The organism is Hymenobacter convexus, from assembly GCF_030580955.1.
Taxonomy (GTDB): Bacteria; Bacteroidota; Bacteroidia; order Cytophagales; family Hymenobacteraceae; genus Hymenobacter.
Window position 1 is genome coordinate 237,268 of the sequence record NZ_JAUQON010000008.1, and the last position, 20,048, is coordinate 257,315.

Sequence of the window (20,048 nt, forward strand, 5' to 3'; positions counted from 1 at the left end):
TTCTACTTGGCTGTTTCGGCTACTTCATACACGTAAATGTGCCAGTAGGAATCTGGGTGGGCAAAATCGGCCACCGGGCGCAGGCCGCTACGGGCCGGATGCGCCAGCCGCGCCGCGCTGAGAATAAACCGCCCGCCTAATTGCTTGAAAGCAGCTGCGTTGAGTGCCCAATCCTGCACGGTGCGCACGGGCGCGGCCGGCACCAGGAAGTTGCGGCCCAGCTCGTGCGCGAAGAAAAAACAGCGGTTGCCCCAGGCATCGAAGTAAGTACGCAGGGCCGCGTCTTTGGCCAGCTCACCGGCAATAAGCGGCCGGAACTGGTGCTTATATGCCAGCGGGTAGTTGTTCTGGTTGCTGTCGAGGGTGTAGAAATCGTTGAGCTGCGCTACGGCTGGCGCGAAGCCCAGGCAGCCCACGCGGTAGCCGCTGGGCGGCAGGCCCGTGCGTTGGGCCAGGTGCTGCTTGATGCTGGTAAACAGCGGTTTGGCCATGTACTGTGCATAGTTTGGCTGGCCCTTTTTCGGTCGGCCGGCCAATTCGCGCAGGTTGTTGGTCCATTCCGTATTCATGAGCAGGCCAATGAGTAGCTGCACGGCCACTATCCCGGCCGCCACCAGCCGGCGCTGAATTGGCAGCAGGCGCAAGCCCAACGCCAGCACCCCGAAGCAGGCCAGCGGCAGCAGAAACCCCAGCCGCGTGAGATTAAAAGCGTGCAGCAAGGGCAGCTGATGTTGCACCAGAGCCACGCCCTGCAGAACGAATCCGCAAAAAATACTCACCCCCAAAATATCCAGCAGCCACGGCGCCAGCCGACGGGCGGCCACTCGCCACCCGCCCGGTGCCCAAGCCAGCGCGGCCAGCACGGCCAGCGCCACGGCTCCCCGAAAAAACTGGCTGGAGTGGTATTGCCCCAGCACCAGAAAATTAAGCGACTGCCGCAAGCCGGGCAGCAGTCCCATTTGCGTTTGCCGCAACAAGTCATGTTCTACCCGATGCGATATGAACTGCTGTGCCACAAGCAACGAGTAAAACAGCGGCCACTCCACCACCACATACATGGCCATCAGCAAGCCCGTGGCCAGAGCCACCCGAAGTGCCGCCGCCCGCCGCCCATGCCAGAAGTCGTAGAGCGCCAGCCCGGCCAATGCGCCGCCTATAAACGGCCCCACAAATACAAAAAACGTCCACACCGGAAATGCCGCCACTAGCAGCCAGTCCCACCAGCGCCCGCGGCCGTCGCGCAGGCGCAACACGGCCAGTAGCAGCGCCGGCTGGCCTAGCACCGTCAGCCCATAAATGGAGTAGATGGGCAGCGTAGCCCAGGCCAGCGCCAGGCCGGCCGCCAGGCCTCGCTGGCCCGGCTCCGGCAGCCAGCGCGCCCGCAGTAGTGCCCACATGCCCAGCAGCCCCAGCAGCCGCACCAGTGCCTGATTAACCAGATACGCCGCCCACGGCAGCACCCCAAACAGCCACACCGTCGGGTTCAGCCCCGAGCGTAGGGCGTTGCGCGGCAGCCCGTTCATGATGCTCGGAATCACCGTGGTGGGCCGATAGTCGAATACTACCCGGAACTTGTTCAGCAGGTAGGGGCTGCCAATTTCCGTATCTAGGTTGTCGTGAATCGTAAGGTAGCTGTGGCTTTGCAGCAGCAAAAAGGGTAGCAGAAACAGCGCCAGACCCAGCAGTGCCAGCGACAACGGCCGTAAAAAGGGGCTTCCACTCTTCATTGGGCGTGGTTGCAATTAGCGGGCGGCAATTTCGGCCAGCCGCCCGGCCAGCGCGCGGCGGGAATAGCGGTTGTGGCTCACGGCCGGCAGGTCGAGGTTGGGGTTCTGGCGCCACTGGGCCACTAGTGTTTCCAGCGTAGCCAGCATTAGTGCTGAATCCTGGTAGGGCAAGGCTTGGCCCGCCTCGCATTCCTGGAGCAGGTTGTCGGCGTCGGAGCCGGCCGGGCCCACGCACAGAATGGGCTTGTTGGCCGCGAGGTACTCGAAAATCTTGCCCGGCAGAATGCCGAAATTGCGCGGCACGTCCGGAATAGCCATCAGCAGCACCGAGGAACTGAGCAGGTATTCTACCGACTTATCGTGCGGCACAAAAGGTATAAACTCTGTGGCTGTTAGCAGGCCCGCCTGTTCAATTTGCTGGCGCAATTGGGCCGAAACCTGCCCCACGAAGCGCAGCCGCAGCGGCACTTCAGGATGCCGGGCGGCGCAGCTGGTAATGACATTGAGCAGGCAGTCAATGTGATACAACTCTGTGATGGTGCCGGTGTGCGTGATGCGCAGGCAGTCTGTGGGCGGCTGCGAGGGCTGGCAGAAGTCCGTTTCGTCGTAACCATTCGGCAGCACCTGAAGCTTGGCCGAAGGCAGCTCCGGCAGCTTGGCCATAAACAGCCGCTTGGTTTCGGGCGAGGTCACCAGCACGGTATCGGCCTGGGTGAGCACCTGCCGCTCGTAGCGCGCATCGAGCCAGGCGGCCAGCGGCGTGTGGTGCAGGTCTTTGTAGTAATAAATGTCCGTCCACGGGTCGCGCATATCGGCCAGCCAGCGCAGGCCGTGGCGCTTTTTCAATTCCAACCCAATGAGCTGGGTGGAGTGCGGCGGCGACGAAGTGAGCACGGCGTCGAACTGCTCGCCAGCAGCCAGCAGCTTTTCCACGGCGGCCAGGGCGTGGCGGTTCCAGCCCCGGCGCGGGTCCGGAATGAACAGGTTGCCGCGCACGAAGCGCAGCACTTTCTGCATGGCGCCCGGCTTGCCTTCGTTGGCAAAGCCGCCGTAGGGCACGGCCCGGCCGGTCAGCTTCTTGTAGCTCTCAAACGGCTCCGTAGTGCCAGTGCGGATGACGCGCACGCCGGCTGGCACCTCGGCCAGCAGGCTTTCGTCGCGTACCGGGTAGGTGGCCTGGGCCGGGTCCACGGTTATCACCGTGGGCTCCACGCCGAAATGCCCGAGGTGCTTCACAAATTTCAGGCAGCGCTGCACGCCGGCCCCGCCCGAAGGCGGCCAATAATAGGTGATGACGAGCAGGCGCAGCGGACGTAGGGCGGACACGGAACAGCAGGGGAGGGCAAGCGGGCCGCGAAGGTACGTGGTTTGCCGGTTTTCGGCCTTTTGTGGTTACTTTTGGGGTTCAATAACTGCCTGATTTGGCGCGGCTCGGTGCCCGCAGTCAGTCCTCTTGTCTCTCCCGCTCAACCCAGCGAATCCATGTTCGATAGTCTCTCCAATAAGCTCGACCGGGCGATAAAAACCCTGAAAGGTCAGGGCAGCATCTCGGAAATCAACGTCGCGGCCACCATCAAGGAAATCCGCCGTGCGCTGGTCGACGCCGACGTTAACTACAAGGTTGCCAAAGAAGTAACCGACAAAATCAAGGACGCCGCCATGGGCCGCGACGTGCTCACGGCCGTGTCGCCGGGCCAGCTCATGGTCAAAATCGTGTACGATGAGCTCACCGAGCTCATGGGCGGCGAGAAGAAAGACATCGTCATCAAAGGCGACCCGGCCGTGATTCTGCTCTCGGGCCTGCAGGGCTCGGGCAAAACTACCTTCGCCGGCAAGCTGGCCAGCTACGTCAAGAAGCAGGGCCGCAACGTGTTGCTGGTGGCCTGCGACGTGTACCGCCCCGCCGCTATCGACCAGCTGAAGGTGCTCGGCGAGCAAATAGGCGTGGAAGTGTACTCGGAAGTCGAGAACAAAAACCCGGTTGAAATCTCGCGCAACGCCATCGACTACGCCCGCAAAAACGGCAAGAAGGTGGTCATCATCGACACCGCCGGCCGCTTGGCCGTGGACGAGCAGATGATGCGCGAGATTGAGGCTGTGAAGTCGGCCATCAACCCCAGCGAAACGCTGTTCGTGGTGGACTCCATGACCGGCCAGGATGCCGTGAACACCGCCAAAACCTTCAACGACCGCCTCAATTTCGACGGCGTGGTGCTCACCAAGCTCGACGGCGACTCGCGCGGCGGCGCGGCCCTCTCGATTCGGGCAGTGGTCGAAAAGCCCATCAAGTTCATCTCGACGGGCGAGAAGATGGACGCCCTCGACCTGTTCTACCCCGACCGCATGGCCCAGCGCATTTTGGGCATGGGCGACGTGATTTCGCTGGTCGAACGCGCGCAGCAGCAGTTCGACGAGGACGAAGCCAAGCGCATTGAGAAGAAAATCCGCAAAAACCAGTTCGACTTCAACGACTTCCTCGGCCAACTCGAGCAAATCAAGAAGATGGGCAACATCAAGGATTTGATGGGCATGATTCCGGGCATGAGCAAGGCCATGAAGGACGTGGAAATCGACGACGACGCCTTCAAGCCCGTCGAGGCCATCATCCGCAGCATGACCAAGCAGGAGCGCGCCAACCCCGACCTGCTGAACGCCTCGCGCAAGCGCCGCCTGGCCAAAGGCTCGGGCACGGAGCTGCAGCAGGTGAACGACCTGATGAAGCAATTCGACCAGATGCGCCAAATGATGCGCAAAATGAACAAGCTCAGCCAGACTAAAGGCGGCCTGGCCCAGATGCAGAAGATGATGGGCGGTATGCGCGGCGGCGGCGGCATGATGGGCCGCTAGGCCCGGCGATTCGTATCTGTTTTCAGCCCAACGAAAAAGCCTCGGCACATGCTGGGGCTTTTTCGTTGGGCCAAATTATTTTCGGCGATTCCTATAATGTGGGGAGTATAAACTGCACACATCAAATGTGTTGCGAAAAAATTTAACACAGCTGGAATCTTTTGGTGCAATTCTTGTTAGCCTCATCGTGAAAGAATAGTTTTTTAAGGTGTTTTGGTATGGAAAGGGACGGCGCACTGCGTCGTCCTTTTTTTATTTGCCAGAACCGGGTGTAAGGCTGCGCGGTTGGCAACGTCTAGGGAGGCAAAGCTGGTTGTTCGGCCGGCGTACCTTGTGCCATATTTCCTAACCGACCGCCGCGTATGAAGCAACTCGTTGAAAAGCACCCGCTGGCCATTCGCTGGTTTCACTGGGTCAATTTTCCCGTTCTCAGCCTCATGATTTGGAGCGGGCTTTGGATTTATTGGGCCAACGACGTATACCGCCTCGGCTGGGGCAAAACCACGCTGCTCAAGTTCTTCCCGCAGTCGTTCTACCAAGCATTCCACCTCGAATACAAGCTGGCGCAGGGCATGAGCTGGCACTTCGTGCTGATGTGGGTATTCTTCCTCAATGGCCTGCTTTACGTGCTCTACACCATTTTTTCGGGCGAGTGGCGCTACCTGCTGCCCAATCGGCACTCCTTCAAGGAAGCCATTCAGGTCACGCTCTTCGACCTGGGTTTGCGCAAGCAGCATCCGCCGGTGCGCAAGTTCAACGGTGCCCAGCAAATTGCTTATACCAGCGTCATACTGATGGGGTTGGGGTCGTTGCTCACGGGTCTGGCCATCTATAAGCCGGTGCAGTTTGGCTGGCTCACGCAGTTGCTGGGCGGCTACGAGTTTGCGCGCATCATCCATTTCGCGCTCACCATTGGCTACGTGCTGTTTTTCATCGTGCACATTGCCCAGGTGGTGCGCGCCGGCTGGAATAATTTCCGAGCCATGGTGGCCGGTTTCGAAATAGTGGATGTCGACCCCGCGACGCACGAAATCAAGGCTGGCCCCACCTCGCTGCCCGCCGCCGATGCTTCCCTTTCGTCAACCAAGTAGCTATTTCTGAAATGACTGACGAAACCCCCGATGCTGCTGCCAATCAGCAGCCTTTGCGCCCCGAGGCCGAAGTGCTGGCCGAAGCTCGGCGCCGCTCGCGCCGCTCGTTTATTGGCCTCGGCCTGGCCGGGCTAGCGGGCTTTGGCGGCTTGCGCTGGCTGTTTTCCGAGCCCAATGACGAGGGCATGCCACACCGCGTGCGCAAGGTGCTTGATGCCAACGGCCAGCTCAGCCACGCTTACTTTAAGCAGACGCGGCTGGCACCGGAGTTTGCCCGCGCCCGCGCCCGCACTCCGCGCAAGAACGGCACCTACGGCCTCAAGAGTGAGTTGGACCCTGCCACCTGGCGCATGCGTGTGCAAGGTTACGGCACTGGTCAAACACGAGAATTTACCTTGGCTGACGTACAGGCGCTGCCCAAAGTGGAAATGGTGACGGAGCTAAAGTGCATCGAGGGCTGGAGCGTCATTGTGCATTGGGCTGGCACCCGTTTGTCTGATTTCCTGGCCAGATACCCGTTGGCTACTCGCAGCGGCCGACCTATCGACCCCCTCAACCCGCCAGCCGACCTGGCGCCTTATGCCGCCATCGACACGCCCGATGGAAAGTACTACGTGGGCCTTGACATGGATACCGTGCTGCACTCGCAAACGCTGCTGTGCTACGAGATGAATGGCCAACCGCTCACGCCCAACCACGGCGCCCCGCTCCGCCTCGTCACGCCGCTCAAATACGGCATCAAGCACATTAAGCGCATCGGGACCATCGCCTTCGTCGACACCCGTCCGAAGGACTATTGGGCCGAAATGGGCTACGACTGGGACTCAGGCCACTAGTGAATCACGCGTAGCTCGTACCGCTCGGGGGCGCCATTGAGCGCGGGCACGTGCCAGGCACCTACCCGGCTGGGGCCGTAGCCCAGGTTTACTTTCACCCATTCGTCGCGAGTAGGCAGCATGTCGATGATTTCCTTTTCCAAACGAGTCAGCTCAGCTTGCAGGCCAGCTGCGTCAGGGGAAGTTTCGCCTCTTTCAGGCGCCACTTTGGCGCGGTTCAGCGCCTTCTCGGCTTCCAGGTAAGCATCTACTTTTTCTTCCAGCGGTTTGAATGCGGGGTCCAGGTAATCGAGGTTGGAGGCCATGAGTGGGGTAAGCTAAGCTAAGCAGAATGGTTTGATGGCAGAACGGGCGGGACCGCCCAAAAGATACACTTTAGAATTGCGGCAGTTCAGAGGAGCGGGCTGGCCGGGGTGCTGGCCGGGCGGTTGCGCTGGCACTTCTCGCCGCAATATTTCACGTCTTCCCAGTTGGCGCGCCATTTTTTGCGGTACTCGAACGGACGGCCGCAGGTGACGCAGATTTTGGTGGGCAGCTGGCCTTTACGTAGTTTGGCGGGGAGCATGGGCAGGGAAAGTAGTAGCAACTGGCAGGGAAACGGCCGGCGCCCCCGCGAAGTTTTGGGTACTTTTCGGCTCCAAAGCCGTAAGTGCCTCCAGCCGTCGCTCCGGCGCCGTGGCCTTTCTTCGGCCTCTTTTATTTATGACCAATACTTCTGCTCCCGACATTCTGGGCCAGGCCCTGCTCGACTACCACCACGGCCACGATGCCGATGCCACCGTCACGGTGCATTGCAGTGCGGCCGACGACGAGCCGCTGCCCGCCGCCTATTTCTTCCGCACGGTGTTGCAAATGCCCGAGCTGGAGCGCCAGGCCCTCGACGAAAGCCGGGGCCGCGTGCTCGACCTTGGCGCCGGCGCCGGCTGCCATAGCCTGGAACTCCAGAGCCGGGGCTTCGACGTGAAAGCGGTGGACGTGTCGGCCGGCGCGGTGCAGGTGATGTCGGAGCGCGGCGTGCAGAACGTGGCGCGGCACGACTTATTCAGCGCCAAGCCCGCCTCCGAACTGCCCTACGATACCATTCTGCTGCTCATGAATGGCCTCGGCCTGACCGGCACGCTCGATGGGCTCGATAAATTCCTAGCCCACGCCCGCACCTTGCTGGCCCCCGACGGTCAGATTCTGGCCACTTCCTCCGATATCCGCTACCTGTACGAGGACGAGGACGGCGCCCTGCGCATCAACCTCAACGGCCCCTACTACGGCGAAGTAGAATACCGCCTGACCTATAGAGGCCAGGACGGCGAGCCTTTTCCCTGGCTCTTCATCGATGCGGCCCTGCTCAACGACGCCGCCGAAGCCGCCGGCTACACCGCCGATTTCATTGGCGAAGACGACAATGAACAATACCTGGTACGTCTGCAAATCAGTTAGCAGTGAACAGTTAGCAATGAACAATGAGAAGGTCAAAAAGTCAATTCATTGCTCAAGGCAAACGGCTCACTGTTTACTACAAACCGTTAACTAAAATATGACCAACGAAATTACCTACCGCACCCGCTGGGCCGACATGGACCCCAACGGCCACATGCGCCACTCTGCCTATGCCGATTTTGCCGCCGACCAGCGCGTGGTGCTGCTGTCCCAATGGGGCTTCGATGTGAAGCGCTTCGCCCAACTGCGGCTCGGTCCTATCCTTTTTCGGGAAGAAACCAAGTATTTGAAAGAGGTGAACATCGGCGAAGAAATTCGCGTCAACGGCCACCTCGCCTCCGCCAGTGCCGATGGTTCGCGCTGGACCATTGTCCACACCATCTTCAAAGCCGATGGCCGGGTGGCTGCCACCGTTACCGTCGATGGCGCCTGGCTCGACCTCGACCGCCGCAAGCTCACCGTGCCGCCCGCCGAGTTGGCCGATGCCTTCAGTTCCATGCCGGTATACGAAGCCCCAACCAAGTAACGCTATAAAGCACGAATGCCCCGAAGTTGCAGCTTTGGGGCATTCGTGCTTTACGCCTGCGCATCGGCAGTTGCCCGCACGGTAGCACCCGGCCGGAGGGCCTTCGTGATGCGCCCGAGCTGCTGTTGGTGGTGCAGCAAGTGGTCGAGCAGGAAGTCCATCACCTGATAGATGGTGATGCGCCCCGAGCGGGGGTGCGGGAAAATGGCCCGGTTCAGGTGCCGGCTTGGAAACTCGTTCAGCACGCGCTCCAACTGGCGGCGGGTGGCTTCCCAGGTTCGGCGCAGCTCGGGCAGGCTTGGCAGGTTGCCGGCGTCAGTAAGGGTGGCCACGCCGCGCGGCGCCTTGTACTTGAAGCCTGGCAGCCGCAGCAACAGCCGCACCACGCGGGCCCGCAGCCGCGTCAGCAGGCCCACTTTGGGCAGCATTTCCTCGGAGTTCATCTTCTTCTGGATATACTGGACGATGTTGCCCTCAATAAACAGCAAGTGGTGAACCACCTGATTGGCCGACCAACTGCCCGGCGCAGGCGCCTTGCCGCTGTCCGGTCCCAGCGCTTCGGCCGATTTTAATAGGCGTTCGGTGGCGTGTTCCAGCTGTTCGAGTTTGAGGTGCAGGCGGTGGTTCATGGTGGTGGGAACGGAGATGGGCGGGAGTGCGCAAAAGGTACGGGAACTTTGATGATAGGTAGATGAGTGCGCTGTTTGAACGCATGCCTGTAGCTGCCCCCGCTGCCTCAGCTACGAATTAAATGGGCAATAAAAAGCCCCGCTGGCAGCGCCAGCGGGGCTTTTTATTCGTCGCCAAAGGCCAAAATTATGCCTTGGCGTAGGTCACTTCTTTCACGGCTTTCACCACGCGGGCCACGTTGGGCAGCGAGGCTTCGATGAGCGTGGGAGCGTAGGGCAGGGGCACATCGGCGCAGGTGATGCGGATGACGGGCGCGTCGAGGTGGTCGAAGGCGCGGCGCTGCACGATGTAGGCCAGCTCGCTCGAAATGCTGGCCAGCGGCCAAGCCTCTTCGATAACCACCATGCGGTTGGTTTTCTTCACCGAAGCCACCAGCGTGTCGTAGTCAATCGGACGCACCGAGCGCAGGTCAATTACTTCGGCCTCAATGCCTTCCTTGGCCAGCTCGTCGGCAGCGGCGTAGGCAATCTTCATCATTTTGCCGAAGCTCACCAGCGTCACATGCTTGCCCTGGCGCACGATGTTGGCCTTGCCGATTTCGAGCAGGTACTCTTCCTCGGGCACTTCGCCCTTGTCGCCGTACATCAGTTCCGATTCCATGAAGATGACGGGGTCGGGGTCGCGGATGGCGGCTTTGAGCAGGCCCTTGGCGTCGTAGGGGTTCGAGGGAACCACCACTTTCAGGCCGGGCGTGTTGGCATACCAGTTTTCGAAGTTCTGCGAGTGCTGGCTGCTGAGCATGCCGGCGTTGCCCGTTGGGCCGCGGAACACAATGGGGCAGGAGTACTGCCCGCCCGACATCGAATACAGCTTGGCGGCCGAGTTAATCACCTGGTCGATGGCCACCAACGAGAAGTTGAATGTCATGAACTCGATGATGGGAATCAGCCCATTGGCGGCGGCGCCCACGCCGATGCCGGCAAAACCCAGCTCGGCAATCGGGGTGTCAATCACCCGCTCCGGCCCGAACTCGTCGAGCATGCCTTGGCTCACTTTGTAGGCACCGTTGTACTGGGCCACTTCTTCGCCCATGAGGAACACCCGCGGGTCGCGGCGCATTTCCTCGGACAGGGCCTCGCGCAAGGCCTCACGAAATTGAATTTGACGCATGGTTTTCTTTAGGGTAAAGCCGGTTTTCAGCCGTTTGGCAAAGCTACGACAGGCGGGGGCGTCGGGCCAAAGCTAATTCGGGCTTACTTCAAGGCTTCCCGGAATACCTTGCCCTGCGCGTAGTCCTGAAACTCTAAGTCCTCCACGGCGCGCTGGGCGTAGCTGCGGTCCAGCGCAATAGCCTGCTTGAGCAGCTGGCCCATTTCGGCCTCGTTCTTCTGGCGAGCGGCCACCACCGCCATGCCGTAGACCGGCGCGGCGGCCGTGGGGCGCAGGGCTTGGGCCAGGCGATATTGTTCCAGGGCCAGGTCGTAGCCTTCACGGCCTACTAGTATCAGGCCTTTGTTGAGGGCATTTTGGTAGGAGGGGCCGGCGTATTGCAGGTTGCGCAGGGCTTCATCGGGCTGGCCCACTTCGATTTCCAGCGCGGCGCGGTCGGAGAAAATCTTGCGCAGCAGCGGGCGGGGGCCACCCAGCTTGATGGCGTAGTCGTAGTTCTGCAGGGCTTCGAGGCGGTCGCCGGCCCGGTGGTAGGCCGTGGCCGCGTGGTAGAAGAACTCGGCCGTGGGGTTGCGGTGCGCGGCCAGGGTGAAATTGACGGCGGCGCGGTGGTAGTAGGCTTTCTGGGTTTTGGCGGTGGGCTCTTTTTCGCCGCGCTGCAACAGCACCACGCCTAGGTTGTGGAAAGCCTCCCAGCTATTCGGGTTGTTGGCGGCGGCCACTTCGTAGATGCGCTGCTTCTCAGCCAGCAGCGGGGTGAGTGAGGCCGAGTAGCGCAGTTCCTCGGGCGTAAGAGCGTCGGCTTCCACCTGCTTTTCGACAATCTTTTTCGAAAGCAGATACACCTCCGAATCGTAGCGCTTAGGGGCCGTGTAGGTCACGGCCACGGTGCCGAAGCGCAGCACGGGGTAGATATAGTCCTCGATGTAATCGAAATAGGTGAGCTTATGCAGGGCCTTTTCCTTTTGCTCGAAGGTGCCGCGCGTGTCGTTGATGATGGACACGACGGAATCAATCTGGTCGGCCTTGAGGGCTGAAGATGTCACCTTACTCAGGAAGGTGTCCCACTTGCGCACGTAGGCCAGGGTGTCGTAGCGAATGCTCTCGTTTTTATTGAGATACGAGAAGGTTTTCACGCGCTGCTTGTAGTAGTAGAGCAGCATGCGCACGCGCTTGCTGGCCAGGGCGCGGTTGTGGGCGTCGGTCGAGTCGGGCGAGTGGCCCGCAATGATGAGCACCTGCTTGGTGTGCTGGTTGGCGTCGATGAGGTCTTCCAGCGCCTGCACGTTGGTGCCCAGGTAGCCGCGGATAAACCACTTGTCCTCATCGAAGTAAAAGGGCAGCACGCGGGTGCCGCTCATGGTGTTGTTGGCGTGTTCAGGCAGCAGCGTCAGCACGGTGTCTTCGCGGGTGACGAGGCGGGCGGGGTCGGCGATGCCGCGGGCCACCAGCACGTCGGCATCGGCGCGCAGCACTTTGCCGTTCTTTTTCAGCTCGCGCACCTGGGCGTGGGCCAGCAGCTCGCCGGGGTTGCGGCCGGGTGTGTTCGGAATACTGAATTTTTGGGTGGCGACGAGTTGGCCTTTGTGCTCGTCGTCATACACGTAATTGCCCGACGTGAAGGTGAGGCGGCCGAGGGTGTCTTCGCGCAGGCCGTGCTCGTAGCGGTAGCGCAGCAGCAACTCATAAGCAACACCCTTGTGCAGGTGGCTGGCTGGCACCCGGGCAATTACCTCAAACGGGACGGCCTCGCCCGAAGCCAGTAGGGGCGTGGGCCGGGCCGATACCGTGCGGCCGGCTTCGGCCTGCTTCAGCACCCGCGGCAGCGCGCAGGCCGACAATAACAGCGTGGTTGTCAGCAAGCCGTGGGCCACTGGCCGCAGAAAATAACTCATCAAAATATGCAACAACGGGAAACGAAAGTCTGCCCTTCCAACGTAAAAGGCGCTCAAATAGTCGGGCCTGGGCCGGCGAAATTACGCGGTCGGGCTTGCCCTCGGCCCGCCGACACCTTATCTTAGCCCAGACAATCTGTTTTTCGCTAGCCGCTACCGCCCATGAAACGCTTCACCGACTACCTCGAAACGCAGTCCTTTGGTTTGTGCTCGGCCCTGGCCCAAAAGTGGGGGTTCAGCACGCGCAGCGTACGGCTCTCGTTTGTGTACGCCTCGTTTTTCACGTTCGGCTCGCCCATCGTGCTCTACTTCGCGGGGGCTTTCTGGATGAACGTGCGCCGGGCCATGCGCCAGCAGCGCAGCACCGTGTGGGATTTGTAGCCCCGCGCGCTCTGCCTATTCCTTCTCCTTCGGTTCGGGTTCGGTTGCTTCCGGAATGGCTACGCCTTCTGCGCGGCGTTCCTTTTGCAGCTTGGCTTCTTTGCGGCGCCGGCTCTTGTCGTTCTCGGGCTTTTTCTTCTTGACTTTTTTCTTGTCGCGGTGCTTGACGTGCTTGTTGGAGTGTTCTGCCTTTTTGGTGTGGGAGCGGTTGGCATGGCCGAAACGGTGGAAGCTTTGCGCGGAAGCTGGACCCAGCGAAATGAACACCAGCAGCACGCCGGCCAGCAGCAGAAGTAGGGCTTTTTGCATCAATAAAGGTGAAAACAACAGCTTAGCTAAGCCGAAAAGCCAAATATAGCCGCTTGGGCGCTGCCTTTAACGGATGCCCAGCTCCGAAAACTTACGCTTGCCCTGCGCAAAATAAGCCCATACCAGACTGCCCTTGTACACGCCCGCCCGCTGGGCCACGCGCAGGTGCGGCCGGGCCGCCTGCCGCTTCTTGCGCCAGTAGCCAAAGGAGCCGTAGAAGCTGAAGTGCGCCCGTAATACCGCCCAGAAGTTGCCAACTTCCCCGCTGGCCAGGAATTTCAGGCCAGCCACGCCATCGAGCACTAGGCGCTGCCCCATGGCCCACAGTAGCTCATCGGGGGCGGCATTTTTATAGAGCAGGGCGAGGCCGTTGCGGAAGTTGAGATAGGTTTTGCGCGGGTTGGTTTTGGGCAGGGTGCCGCCGCCCACGTGGTGCACGGCGCTGCCGCCGTGGTACCACACCTCGTGCCCCGCGTTTTGGAGGCGCCAGCAAAAGTCAATTTCCTCCATGTGCGCGAAAAAGGCGGGTTCGAGGCCGTTCAGGGCTTGCCAGGCGCTGCGGCGCACCAGCAGGCAGGCGCCGCTGGCCCAGGCCACGGGGCGCGGGTCGTCGTACTGGCCGTGGTCTTTTTCGAGGGTATCGAAGAGGCGGCCGCGGCAGAAGGGATAAGCCAGACGGTCGAGGTAGCCGCCGCCGGCGCCGGCGTATTCGAAGTACGTGGGGTCGGCTGCGGCCAGGATTTTGGGCTGCACGGCGGCGATGCGCGGGTTGGCTTCGAGCAGGGCGCGCAGGGGGCGCAGCCAGCCCAGGGTTACCTCCACGTCGGAATTGAGCAACACGTAGAAGTCGCTGTCGACCTGCGCCAGTGCCTGGTTGTAGCCCTCACAAAAGCCGAAATTGCATTCCAGCAGCATCATTTCCACCTGCGGGAAGTCGCGCGAGAGCACCTCCGCCGAGTCGTCGGTTGAGGCATTGTCGGCCACGATGACACGGGCGCCGTCGGCGTGGGCGAGCACGCCGGGCAGGAAACGGCTGAGAAAAGCAGCCCCGTTCCAGTTCAGAATGACAATGGCCACGTCGGCGCAAGCACCCACGGGCCCCACGTTAGGCGCCAAAGCCACTCAGGTCGAGGCCGGGCACGTTGGGCATCAGGCCGCTGGTTTTGCGTTGGAGTTCCTGGCGGGCCAGTTCGGCGGCTTCGTCAAGGGCCTTGTTCACGGCGGCTACCACGAGGTCGGCCAGCATGTCGCGGTCCTGCGGAGTGAGGAGGGTTTCGTCGATTTCGAGCTTGAGGATTTTGCGGTGGCCGTTGGCCGTGGCGCGCACCATACCGCCGCCGGCTTCGCCCGTGGCGGTAATGTGTTGGATTTCCTGCTGGGCCTGCTGCATTTTGTCTTGCAGCTCTTTCACTTTGCCCATCATGCCGGTGATGTCGAATGCCATGGTTTTCGTTAACAATTATATAATGAGCAGTGAACAAAAAGGCGGTTGGAAAGAGTGCCGCCAGCTCATAGTTTACCAAAGACGCCTAAACGTGCCACAAGGTTGGTTGCGCCTCCGGTTCACACCGCGTTTTACTTGAGGATGGTGACCGCACCCGTGGCCGTGAATGGCGTGCCGTCCTCGTTGTATTGGCTGAAGCGCCACACGTAGGCGCCCGGCACCGGCGCGTGGCCCCGAATGGTGCCGTCCCAAACGTCGGCCCGTTTGGCGCCCCGAAAAACCTCCTGCCCGTTGCGGTCCACCACCACGAAAGTGTAGTTGTCCAGGTACTTGCCTTTTACTTCGAGCACATCGTTCAGGCCGTCGCCGTTGGGGGTGAAGGCCGTGGGAATAGTCAGGAACAACTGCCGCGTCACGGTGGCAATGTTGGAATAGCTGAACGTGCCCGCCGGCAGGCCCGCGCCGCCGATTTGCAGGCGGTAGCGCAACACCTGCCGGTTGGTGGGCGGCACGAGGTCGGTGTAGCTGCCGCCGCTGACGGTCACACTGCCGGGCAGCACCGAATTATCGGGGTTCAGGCGCTGGAGCACGTAACTGGCCGGCTGGCTGGGGTCGGGGCCGGTGAAGGCCGTCCAGGTCAGAGTGGCGGTGCTGCCGTCGGCATCGGCCGGCCCGGCACTGAGCAGGGCCGGGCAGGTGCTGGCGCTTTCCGGCGAATTATTGCCGCACACATCGGCCTGGCTTAAGGAGTAGCAGGGCGACGCGGCGCGCAGTTCGGCCAGGGCGGTGGAGTCTCGGGCGGGGCGCAACGTAGTGGTGGTGGCAAAGGGCGCCGGGGCGCTGCCGCCGCTGGCCTTGCGGTAGTACAGAGTGCTGCCGCTGGGCAGGCTGTTGGTGGCGAGCAGGGGCGTCAGCTCCACCACGTTTCGCAGGTTGAAGCTGGCCAGCAGCTTGGGCTGGGGCGGCGGTAGGTTGGACTGCGTGAGAATGGTGATTTCGTTGGAAACCGACTTGCCGCCGCGCGGGTAGGTAGCCGTCACCCGGTAGCGGTAACTGGTCTTACAGGTTCCGGTAGCATCTTCCAGCCCGCCGGGAATGACGGTGAAGGCGGTGAACGGAATGTCATCGCGCGTCACGGTATAGGTCGTGCCGGGCGCACCGCCGTCGTTGAAAAGCAGCTGGTTACGATTCTGTGTAGAATTGCCGCTTAAGCTGAGAGGATAGAGTTGCTCCGAAACGTCAGGAAGACTGTTACAAGGGTCGGTGCGGAGCAGGCGGTAGCCACTGTTAGCAACCACGGTGGCCAAGGTGATAGGAGGGCTGCCAGCTGGCACGTTGGCCACCGGGGTGTAGCCGCCGGGCGCGCTGGCATCGGTGCGCTGCAGGGTGTAGGTGTAGCCGGTCGGCAGTTGGCCCACGATTAGCGTGGCCGCGCCGCTGGGCAAGGGGGCCTGGAGGGTAAACGAGGTCAAGAGCGGAGTTTGGGGGGCCGCCAGCGGGGCAATAGCCTGCGTCGAGGGGAGGCTTTCGCAGGTGTTGGGGGCATTATAAAACCCCCGAACCGTGACGGAAGTGGCCCCATTCAGCGTAATGGTATTGACTTTTGATTGACCAGGTGCGATGGTTTGCACCGCGCCGGTGCCGGCCTGGATGGTGTAGCTGTTGTAAATGATATCGGTGATGGTCACCAGCGCATTGTTGCTGGGGCATGGCGCCACAGTGAAAGTAGGCGCTACATTGTCGAATACCTGGTAAGTACGAATGTAATAGGTTGCGCCGCGTGGCGGCAGAATCGTATTATCAGCGGTTGCCAGCTCCGAAACCGTGACGAGTCCCACATCGGCGCGGGTGGGCGTGTACACGTAAGTGGCGTAATTAGGGGCGGCCGGATTGCTATTCGAGGGGTTCGGGGTGCAGGCCGGCCAGTCGGCAGCCGCACCGGTGCCCGGTTTCACGCCGTAATACACGAAGTTATTGGGGTTAGCAATATTGCGGCCCCCATCGAGCCTGAACTGCACGCTGCGGCCCACGCAAAAGAAAGTCACCCGCTTGCCGGTTTGCACATCAACAGCGTGGAAAGTACTGTCGGGCTGTGGGGTACTCGCGCACTGGGAAGGTTGAGGAGGTTGGGCGTAAGAGGGCGTTGAGAAGCCCAGTCCCAGCACCACGAAACAATAAAGCCAGTACACCCACCTCATAAATAACTTTCAATTCGTAGGAAAAGCACAACGGCCCTGCAATGCACAAAATTCGGGCCGCGGCGAATGGTTCAACAAAACCGAACTCATTACGAACAAGCCCGCCCGCTTATTGCCAATCAAACGTACGGACGAAAGCCGCCGCCTTGTGCAGGTCGGGGTACAGCACCCGGTCGCGCACCACGAACTTCACTTCCTGCCCGAAGGCTTCCACTACGCGCTCCAGTGCTTCCGACGTCCGGGCCGGGCGGCGGAAAGCCAGCGCCTGTACAGCCGTCAGCAGCTCAATGCCGAGCACCTGCTCCACGTTGTCGAGCACGCGGCGGCTTTTGGTGGCGGCGTTGGCGCCCATGCTCACGTGGTCTTCCTGGCCGTTGCTGCTCACGATGCTATCCACCGATGCGGGCGTACAAAGCTGCTTGTTCTGGCTCACGATGCCGGCGGCGGTGTACTGCGGAATCATCAGGCCCGAATTCAAACCAGGCTCAGCCACGAGGTAGGTGGGCAGGCCGCGCTGGCCGGAAATGAGCTGGTAGGTGCGGCGCTCCGAGATGCTGCCCAACTCGGCCATGGCAATGGCGAGGTGGTCGAGGGCCAGGGCCAGGGGCTGGCCGTGGAAGTTGCCGCCGCTCAGAATCAGGTCTTCGTCGGGGAAGATGTTGGGGTTGTCGGTCACGGAGTTGCACTCGGTTTCCACCACCTGGGCCACGTAGGCCAAGGCATCGCGCGAGGCGCCGTGCACCTGCGGCTGGCAGCGGAAGGAGTAGGGGTCCTGCACGGCATGGCGCGGCTGGGTTTGCAGCTCCGAGCCGGCCAGCAGCTCGCGCAGCCGCCGGGCCACCAGTACCTGCCCGGCGTGCGGCCGGATGCGGTGCAGGTTCTCATTAAATGGGTCGGTGCAGCCCCCGAAGGCTTCGGTGGAAAGCGCGCCGATGACATCGGCGGCGTTGGCCAGGCGCTGGGCGCGCAGCACGCCGTCCGCGGCGTAGGCCAGCATGAACTGGGTGCCGTTGAGCAAGGCCAGGCCTTCCTTGGCTTGCAGCTCCAGCGGCGCCCAGCTGAAAAGGCTCATGGCGTCGGCGGCGGCGAGGCGGTAGCCCTGGTAATTGACTTCGCCCAAACCCAAAATGGGCAGGCAGAGGTGGGCCAGCGGGGCCAGGTCGCCGCTGGCGCCGAGGCTGCCCTGCTCGTACACCACGGGCAGCAACTCGCGGTTGTACATGGCCACAAGGCGCTCGACGGTGGTGGTTTGCACGCCGCTGTGGCCGTAGCTCAGGCTCTGGGCTTTGAGGAAAAGCATAAGACGCACGAGGTGCTGGGGCACTTCGGCGCCGGTGCCGCAGGCGTGCGACATCATCAGGTTCACCTGCAGTTGGGCGCGTTCCTCGGGCGCGATGCTCACATTGTATAGGGAGCCGAAGCCGGTGTTGATGCCGTAGATAGGGCCGGTATCGTGGGCCAGGCGCTGGTGCAGGTAGGCGTGGCAGGCGGCAATCTGGGCTTTGGCGTCGTCGCCAAGTTGTACGGGCCGGCCATCGGCCAGCAGGGCGGCCAGCGCGGCCAGGGTGAGGGGCTGCGCGGGCGAAATAGTATGGGTGGGCATTCGGGGGTGGTGGGTGAGGGGGCGGTTGGGGGTGGCTGCAAAACTAGCCGTATTTCCGTAGTTGGCCGGCTGGAACGTGGGTAAAGCGACGGCGATGGGAAAAGCAGGACATTGAAATTATAAATAGAATTTTTATTATATTGTAGTTGAATTTGCTCCTTTCCCTGCTTCATCCCGGCTTCCCATGAAAAAATCTACTGTATTCCCGGCCCCCGGGCAGCTCCTCTATGGCTGGTTGCTGCTGTGTTTGCTACTGCCGGAGCTGGCCCGCGCCCAGTTCTCCACCGTGGCGTCGCAAACGCAGTTTGTGTGCAATGCCACCAATAACCAGTTTGGCGTGCAGGCCTTTGCCGACGGCTCGGGCGGCTCCTACAGCGTCTGGATTGACAAGCGCAACGGCAACAACGCCGGCCTCGGCACCGCCATTTACGCCCAGCACCTCGACGCGGCGGGCGGGCCGCTGCTGCCCGCCAACGGCAAGCGCCTGTTCCAGACCGGCAGCCGCGATATTTTCGGGCTGCGCGCCATTCCGTGGCAGAGCGGCCTGCTAGTGGCCTGGGTGCAGGGCGCGTTCGGCGTGGGCGGCGACACCGTGCGCTGCCAGTACTACAGCGCGGCCGGCGATGCGCAATGGTCCATCCCAACCGTGGTGGCTTACCGCACCCTGCCCTCCGTCATCTACGAAAGCGAGCAGGGCCTCAACATCATTCCCACCAGCACGGGCGCCACCATCACACACGCTCTGGCGCTGAACGGCGGCAGCGCCCGCTTCACCTTCAATAAGATAGGACCTACTGGTGTACTAAGTTTTCCCAACAACGACCGGCAGACGGTGGTGGTACCCGTGGGCATCTTCGCCTCCGACTACTACCACACTGTGGGTGACGGTGCCGACGGCTTCTACATGGTGGCCAGCGCCGGCGGCCTGAGTTCGCCCATCTACGCCCAGCGGTTCAGTGCGGCCGGGGCAGCCGTCTGGGCCAATTACACCACTATTTCGGCGGGCGGGGCCTCGGGCCGCGGCTCCGACTGGCAGCTGCTCACCGACCCGGCCAACAACCTCTACGTGGCCTGGACTTCAAACGGCGGCGACCCACTGGTGGCCAAAGTGCTGCCCAGCGGCGCCTTGGGCTGGGCCAGCCCCGGCTACGTGGCCCTGAGCACCGACCCCGCCTTCCAGACCAACCCCCACGCCATCTGGCACGATAACGCCCTGTGGATGATATGGGAGGACGCCCGCGGGGGCAGCGGCAGCTTCGATTACAAGTGCTACGCCCAGAAAATCGACGCGGCCGGCACCTTGGCCTGGACGCCCAACGGGGTGCCCGTCTATTCTTTGTCGGCTGCTTACCCCCGGCCCAAGCTCGCGCCGTCGGACAACGGTTCCGTTATGGCTTTCTACAGCACCGACACCAATATTGCCAACTTCCGCGCGCAGAAAATTCTGCCAACGGGCGCCATGGCCTTCGCCGCGCCCGGCGTCATCCTCCATTCAATAGCCGACAACCGGCCTTACGAGTTCGACTACGTGCCCGTTGGCCAGCCCAACGGCTCGGTGCAGGTGTACTGGTCTTCGCCGGGCGCAGCTCCTACGGGGCGCGACATCTGCGCGGGCCGCATCCAGAACTCCGGCACCCTGCTCAGCACCGAGCGCGCCGCTGATGCTTTGGGGTTCTCTGTATACCCTAATCCGACCACGAACGAGCTGAGACTACAGCTTCCCACGGGTGCTCAGCCGAATGGCCTGCGCCTGTATGACGCACAGGGCCGGCTGGCACGGACTTTTGCCGATGCCGCGGCGCTCTCGCTGCGCGGGCTGCCGGCGGGGCTGTATGTGCTGCGCGCTACGCTGGCCGGGCAGCAGGTGAGCCGACGCGTGGCGGTGGAGTAGGTGTTTGTAAAATAAAGACCGTCATGCCTCGGCTGCGCTCGACATGACGTTCTACTTTCTTGCGCT

Annotated in this window: 19 protein-coding genes; 7 read left to right on the forward strand and 12 right to left on the reverse strand. The window is 61.8% G+C overall.

Annotation, left to right across the window (positions count from 1 at the left end; translation table 11 throughout):
* Positions 1 to 2 precede the first annotated feature (2 nt).
* The gene (locus tag Q4S41_RS17780) at positions 3 to 1,727 is read right to left on the reverse strand and encodes a DUF6044 family protein (protein WP_305032486.1); all 1,725 of its coding nucleotides are present in this window, start codon (positions 1,725 to 1,727) and stop codon (positions 3 to 5) included.
* 15 nt (positions 1,728 to 1,742) lie between these two features.
* Positions 1,743 to 3,053: a glycosyltransferase family 4 protein gene (locus Q4S41_RS17785; protein ID WP_305032487.1), complete on the reverse strand. Its 1,311-nt coding sequence runs from the start codon at positions 3,051 to 3,053 to the stop codon at positions 1,743 to 1,745.
* A 156-nt stretch (positions 3,054 to 3,209) separates the two neighbouring features.
* Here Q4S41_RS17785 and ffh point away from each other — a divergent pair, with 156 nt between their 5' ends.
* The 3 genes from ffh (at position 3,210) to Q4S41_RS17800 (ending at position 6,501) form a co-directional block, all read left to right on the forward strand.
* Positions 3,210 to 4,574 (forward strand): signal recognition particle protein, encoded by a 1,365-nt coding sequence (ffh, locus tag Q4S41_RS17790; protein ID WP_305032488.1) that lies wholly within the window; start codon positions 3,210 to 3,212, stop codon positions 4,572 to 4,574.
* A 362-nt stretch (positions 4,575 to 4,936) separates the two neighbouring features.
* Positions 4,937 to 5,665, forward strand: a complete 729-nt coding sequence (locus Q4S41_RS17795; protein WP_305032489.1) for a cytochrome b/b6 domain-containing protein — start codon at positions 4,937 to 4,939, stop codon at positions 5,663 to 5,665.
* A gap of 11 nt (positions 5,666 to 5,676) precedes the next feature.
* Positions 5,677 to 6,501 (forward strand): molybdopterin-dependent oxidoreductase, encoded by an 825-nt coding sequence (locus tag Q4S41_RS17800; RefSeq protein WP_305032490.1) that lies wholly within the window; start codon positions 5,677 to 5,679, stop codon positions 6,499 to 6,501.
* On the opposite strand, the gene Q4S41_RS17805 is transcribed toward Q4S41_RS17800, so the two are convergent.
* Positions 6,498 to 6,806, reverse strand: a complete 309-nt coding sequence (locus Q4S41_RS17805) for a hypothetical protein (RefSeq protein ID WP_305032491.1) — start codon at positions 6,804 to 6,806, stop codon at positions 6,498 to 6,500. The two genes, Q4S41_RS17800 and Q4S41_RS17805, sit on opposite strands and share 4 nt — an antisense overlap.
* 86 nt (positions 6,807 to 6,892) lie before the next feature.
* Positions 6,893 to 7,066 carry a DUF2256 domain-containing protein gene (locus tag Q4S41_RS17810; RefSeq protein ID WP_305032492.1) on the reverse strand — a complete coding sequence of 58 codons (174 nt, stop codon included), beginning with the start codon at positions 7,064 to 7,066 and terminating at the stop codon, positions 6,893 to 6,895.
* A gap of 137 nt (positions 7,067 to 7,203) precedes the next feature.
* Here Q4S41_RS17810 and Q4S41_RS17815 point away from each other — a divergent pair, with 137 nt between their 5' ends.
* Together Q4S41_RS17815 and Q4S41_RS17820 are read left to right on the forward strand one after the other, a co-directional pair.
* Positions 7,204 to 7,935, forward strand: coding sequence for a class I SAM-dependent methyltransferase (locus tag Q4S41_RS17815; RefSeq protein WP_305032493.1), 732 nt, complete (start codon positions 7,204 to 7,206; stop codon positions 7,933 to 7,935).
* A 97-nt stretch (positions 7,936 to 8,032) separates the two neighbouring features.
* Positions 8,033 to 8,461, forward strand: coding sequence for an acyl-CoA thioesterase (locus Q4S41_RS17820; protein ID WP_305032494.1), 429 nt, complete (start codon positions 8,033 to 8,035; stop codon positions 8,459 to 8,461).
* A gap of 50 nt (positions 8,462 to 8,511) precedes the next feature.
* On the opposite strand, the gene Q4S41_RS17825 is transcribed toward Q4S41_RS17820, so the two are convergent.
* The 3 genes from Q4S41_RS17825 to Q4S41_RS17835 form a co-directional block, all read right to left on the reverse strand.
* Complete coding sequence (locus Q4S41_RS17825) at positions 8,512 to 9,090, reverse strand: DinB family protein (RefSeq protein ID WP_305032495.1); 579 nt, start codon at positions 9,088 to 9,090, stop codon at positions 8,512 to 8,514.
* Positions 9,091 to 9,277: 187 nt separating this feature from the next.
* Positions 9,278 to 10,261 (reverse strand): pyruvate dehydrogenase complex E1 component subunit beta, encoded by a 984-nt coding sequence (locus Q4S41_RS17830; RefSeq protein ID WP_305032496.1) that lies wholly within the window; start codon positions 10,259 to 10,261, stop codon positions 9,278 to 9,280.
* Positions 10,262 to 10,344: 83 nt separating this feature from the next.
* Positions 10,345 to 12,156: a tetratricopeptide repeat protein gene (locus Q4S41_RS17835; protein WP_305032497.1), complete on the reverse strand. Its 1,812-nt coding sequence runs from the start codon at positions 12,154 to 12,156 to the stop codon at positions 10,345 to 10,347.
* 162 nt (positions 12,157 to 12,318) lie between these two features.
* Here Q4S41_RS17835 and Q4S41_RS17840 point away from each other — a divergent pair, with 162 nt between their 5' ends.
* Positions 12,319 to 12,537, forward strand: coding sequence for a PspC domain-containing protein (locus tag Q4S41_RS17840; protein WP_046242767.1), 219 nt, complete (start codon positions 12,319 to 12,321; stop codon positions 12,535 to 12,537).
* Between the two features lie 15 nt (positions 12,538 to 12,552).
* Here the strand turns inward: Q4S41_RS17840 and Q4S41_RS17845 are convergent, their stop codons facing one another.
* From Q4S41_RS17845 to hutH, 5 genes are all read right to left on the reverse strand, one after another.
* Positions 12,553 to 12,813: a hypothetical protein gene (locus Q4S41_RS17845; RefSeq protein ID WP_305032498.1), complete on the reverse strand. Its 261-nt coding sequence runs from the start codon at positions 12,811 to 12,813 to the stop codon at positions 12,553 to 12,555.
* Positions 12,814 to 12,912: 99 nt separating this feature from the next.
* Entirely contained in the window at positions 12,913 to 13,968 is a 1,056-nt protein-coding gene (locus tag Q4S41_RS17850; RefSeq protein WP_305032499.1) for a glycosyltransferase family 2 protein, read from the reverse strand.
* Positions 13,952 to 14,290: a YbaB/EbfC family nucleoid-associated protein gene (locus Q4S41_RS17855; RefSeq protein WP_198070429.1), complete on the reverse strand. Its 339-nt coding sequence runs from the start codon at positions 14,288 to 14,290 to the stop codon at positions 13,952 to 13,954. Before Q4S41_RS17855 ends, Q4S41_RS17850 begins: the two co-directional genes overlap by 17 nt.
* Positions 14,291 to 14,421: 131 nt before the next feature.
* The gene (locus Q4S41_RS17860; protein WP_305032500.1) at positions 14,422 to 16,353 is read right to left on the reverse strand and encodes a T9SS type B sorting domain-containing protein; all 1,932 of its coding nucleotides are present in this window, start codon (positions 16,351 to 16,353) and stop codon (positions 14,422 to 14,424) included.
* A 244-nt stretch (positions 16,354 to 16,597) separates the two neighbouring features.
* A complete protein-coding gene (hutH, locus tag Q4S41_RS17865; protein ID WP_305032501.1) occupies positions 16,598 to 18,091 on the reverse strand; it encodes a histidine ammonia-lyase in 1,494 nt (497 codons plus the stop codon).
* A 184-nt stretch (positions 18,092 to 18,275) separates the two neighbouring features.
* Between hutH and Q4S41_RS17870 the strand changes: the two genes are divergently transcribed.
* Positions 18,276 to 19,982 carry a T9SS type A sorting domain-containing protein gene (locus Q4S41_RS17870; protein WP_305032502.1) on the forward strand — a complete coding sequence of 569 codons (1,707 nt, stop codon included), beginning with the start codon at positions 18,276 to 18,278 and terminating at the stop codon, positions 19,980 to 19,982.
* Positions 19,983 to 20,048: the final 66 nt, after the last annotated feature.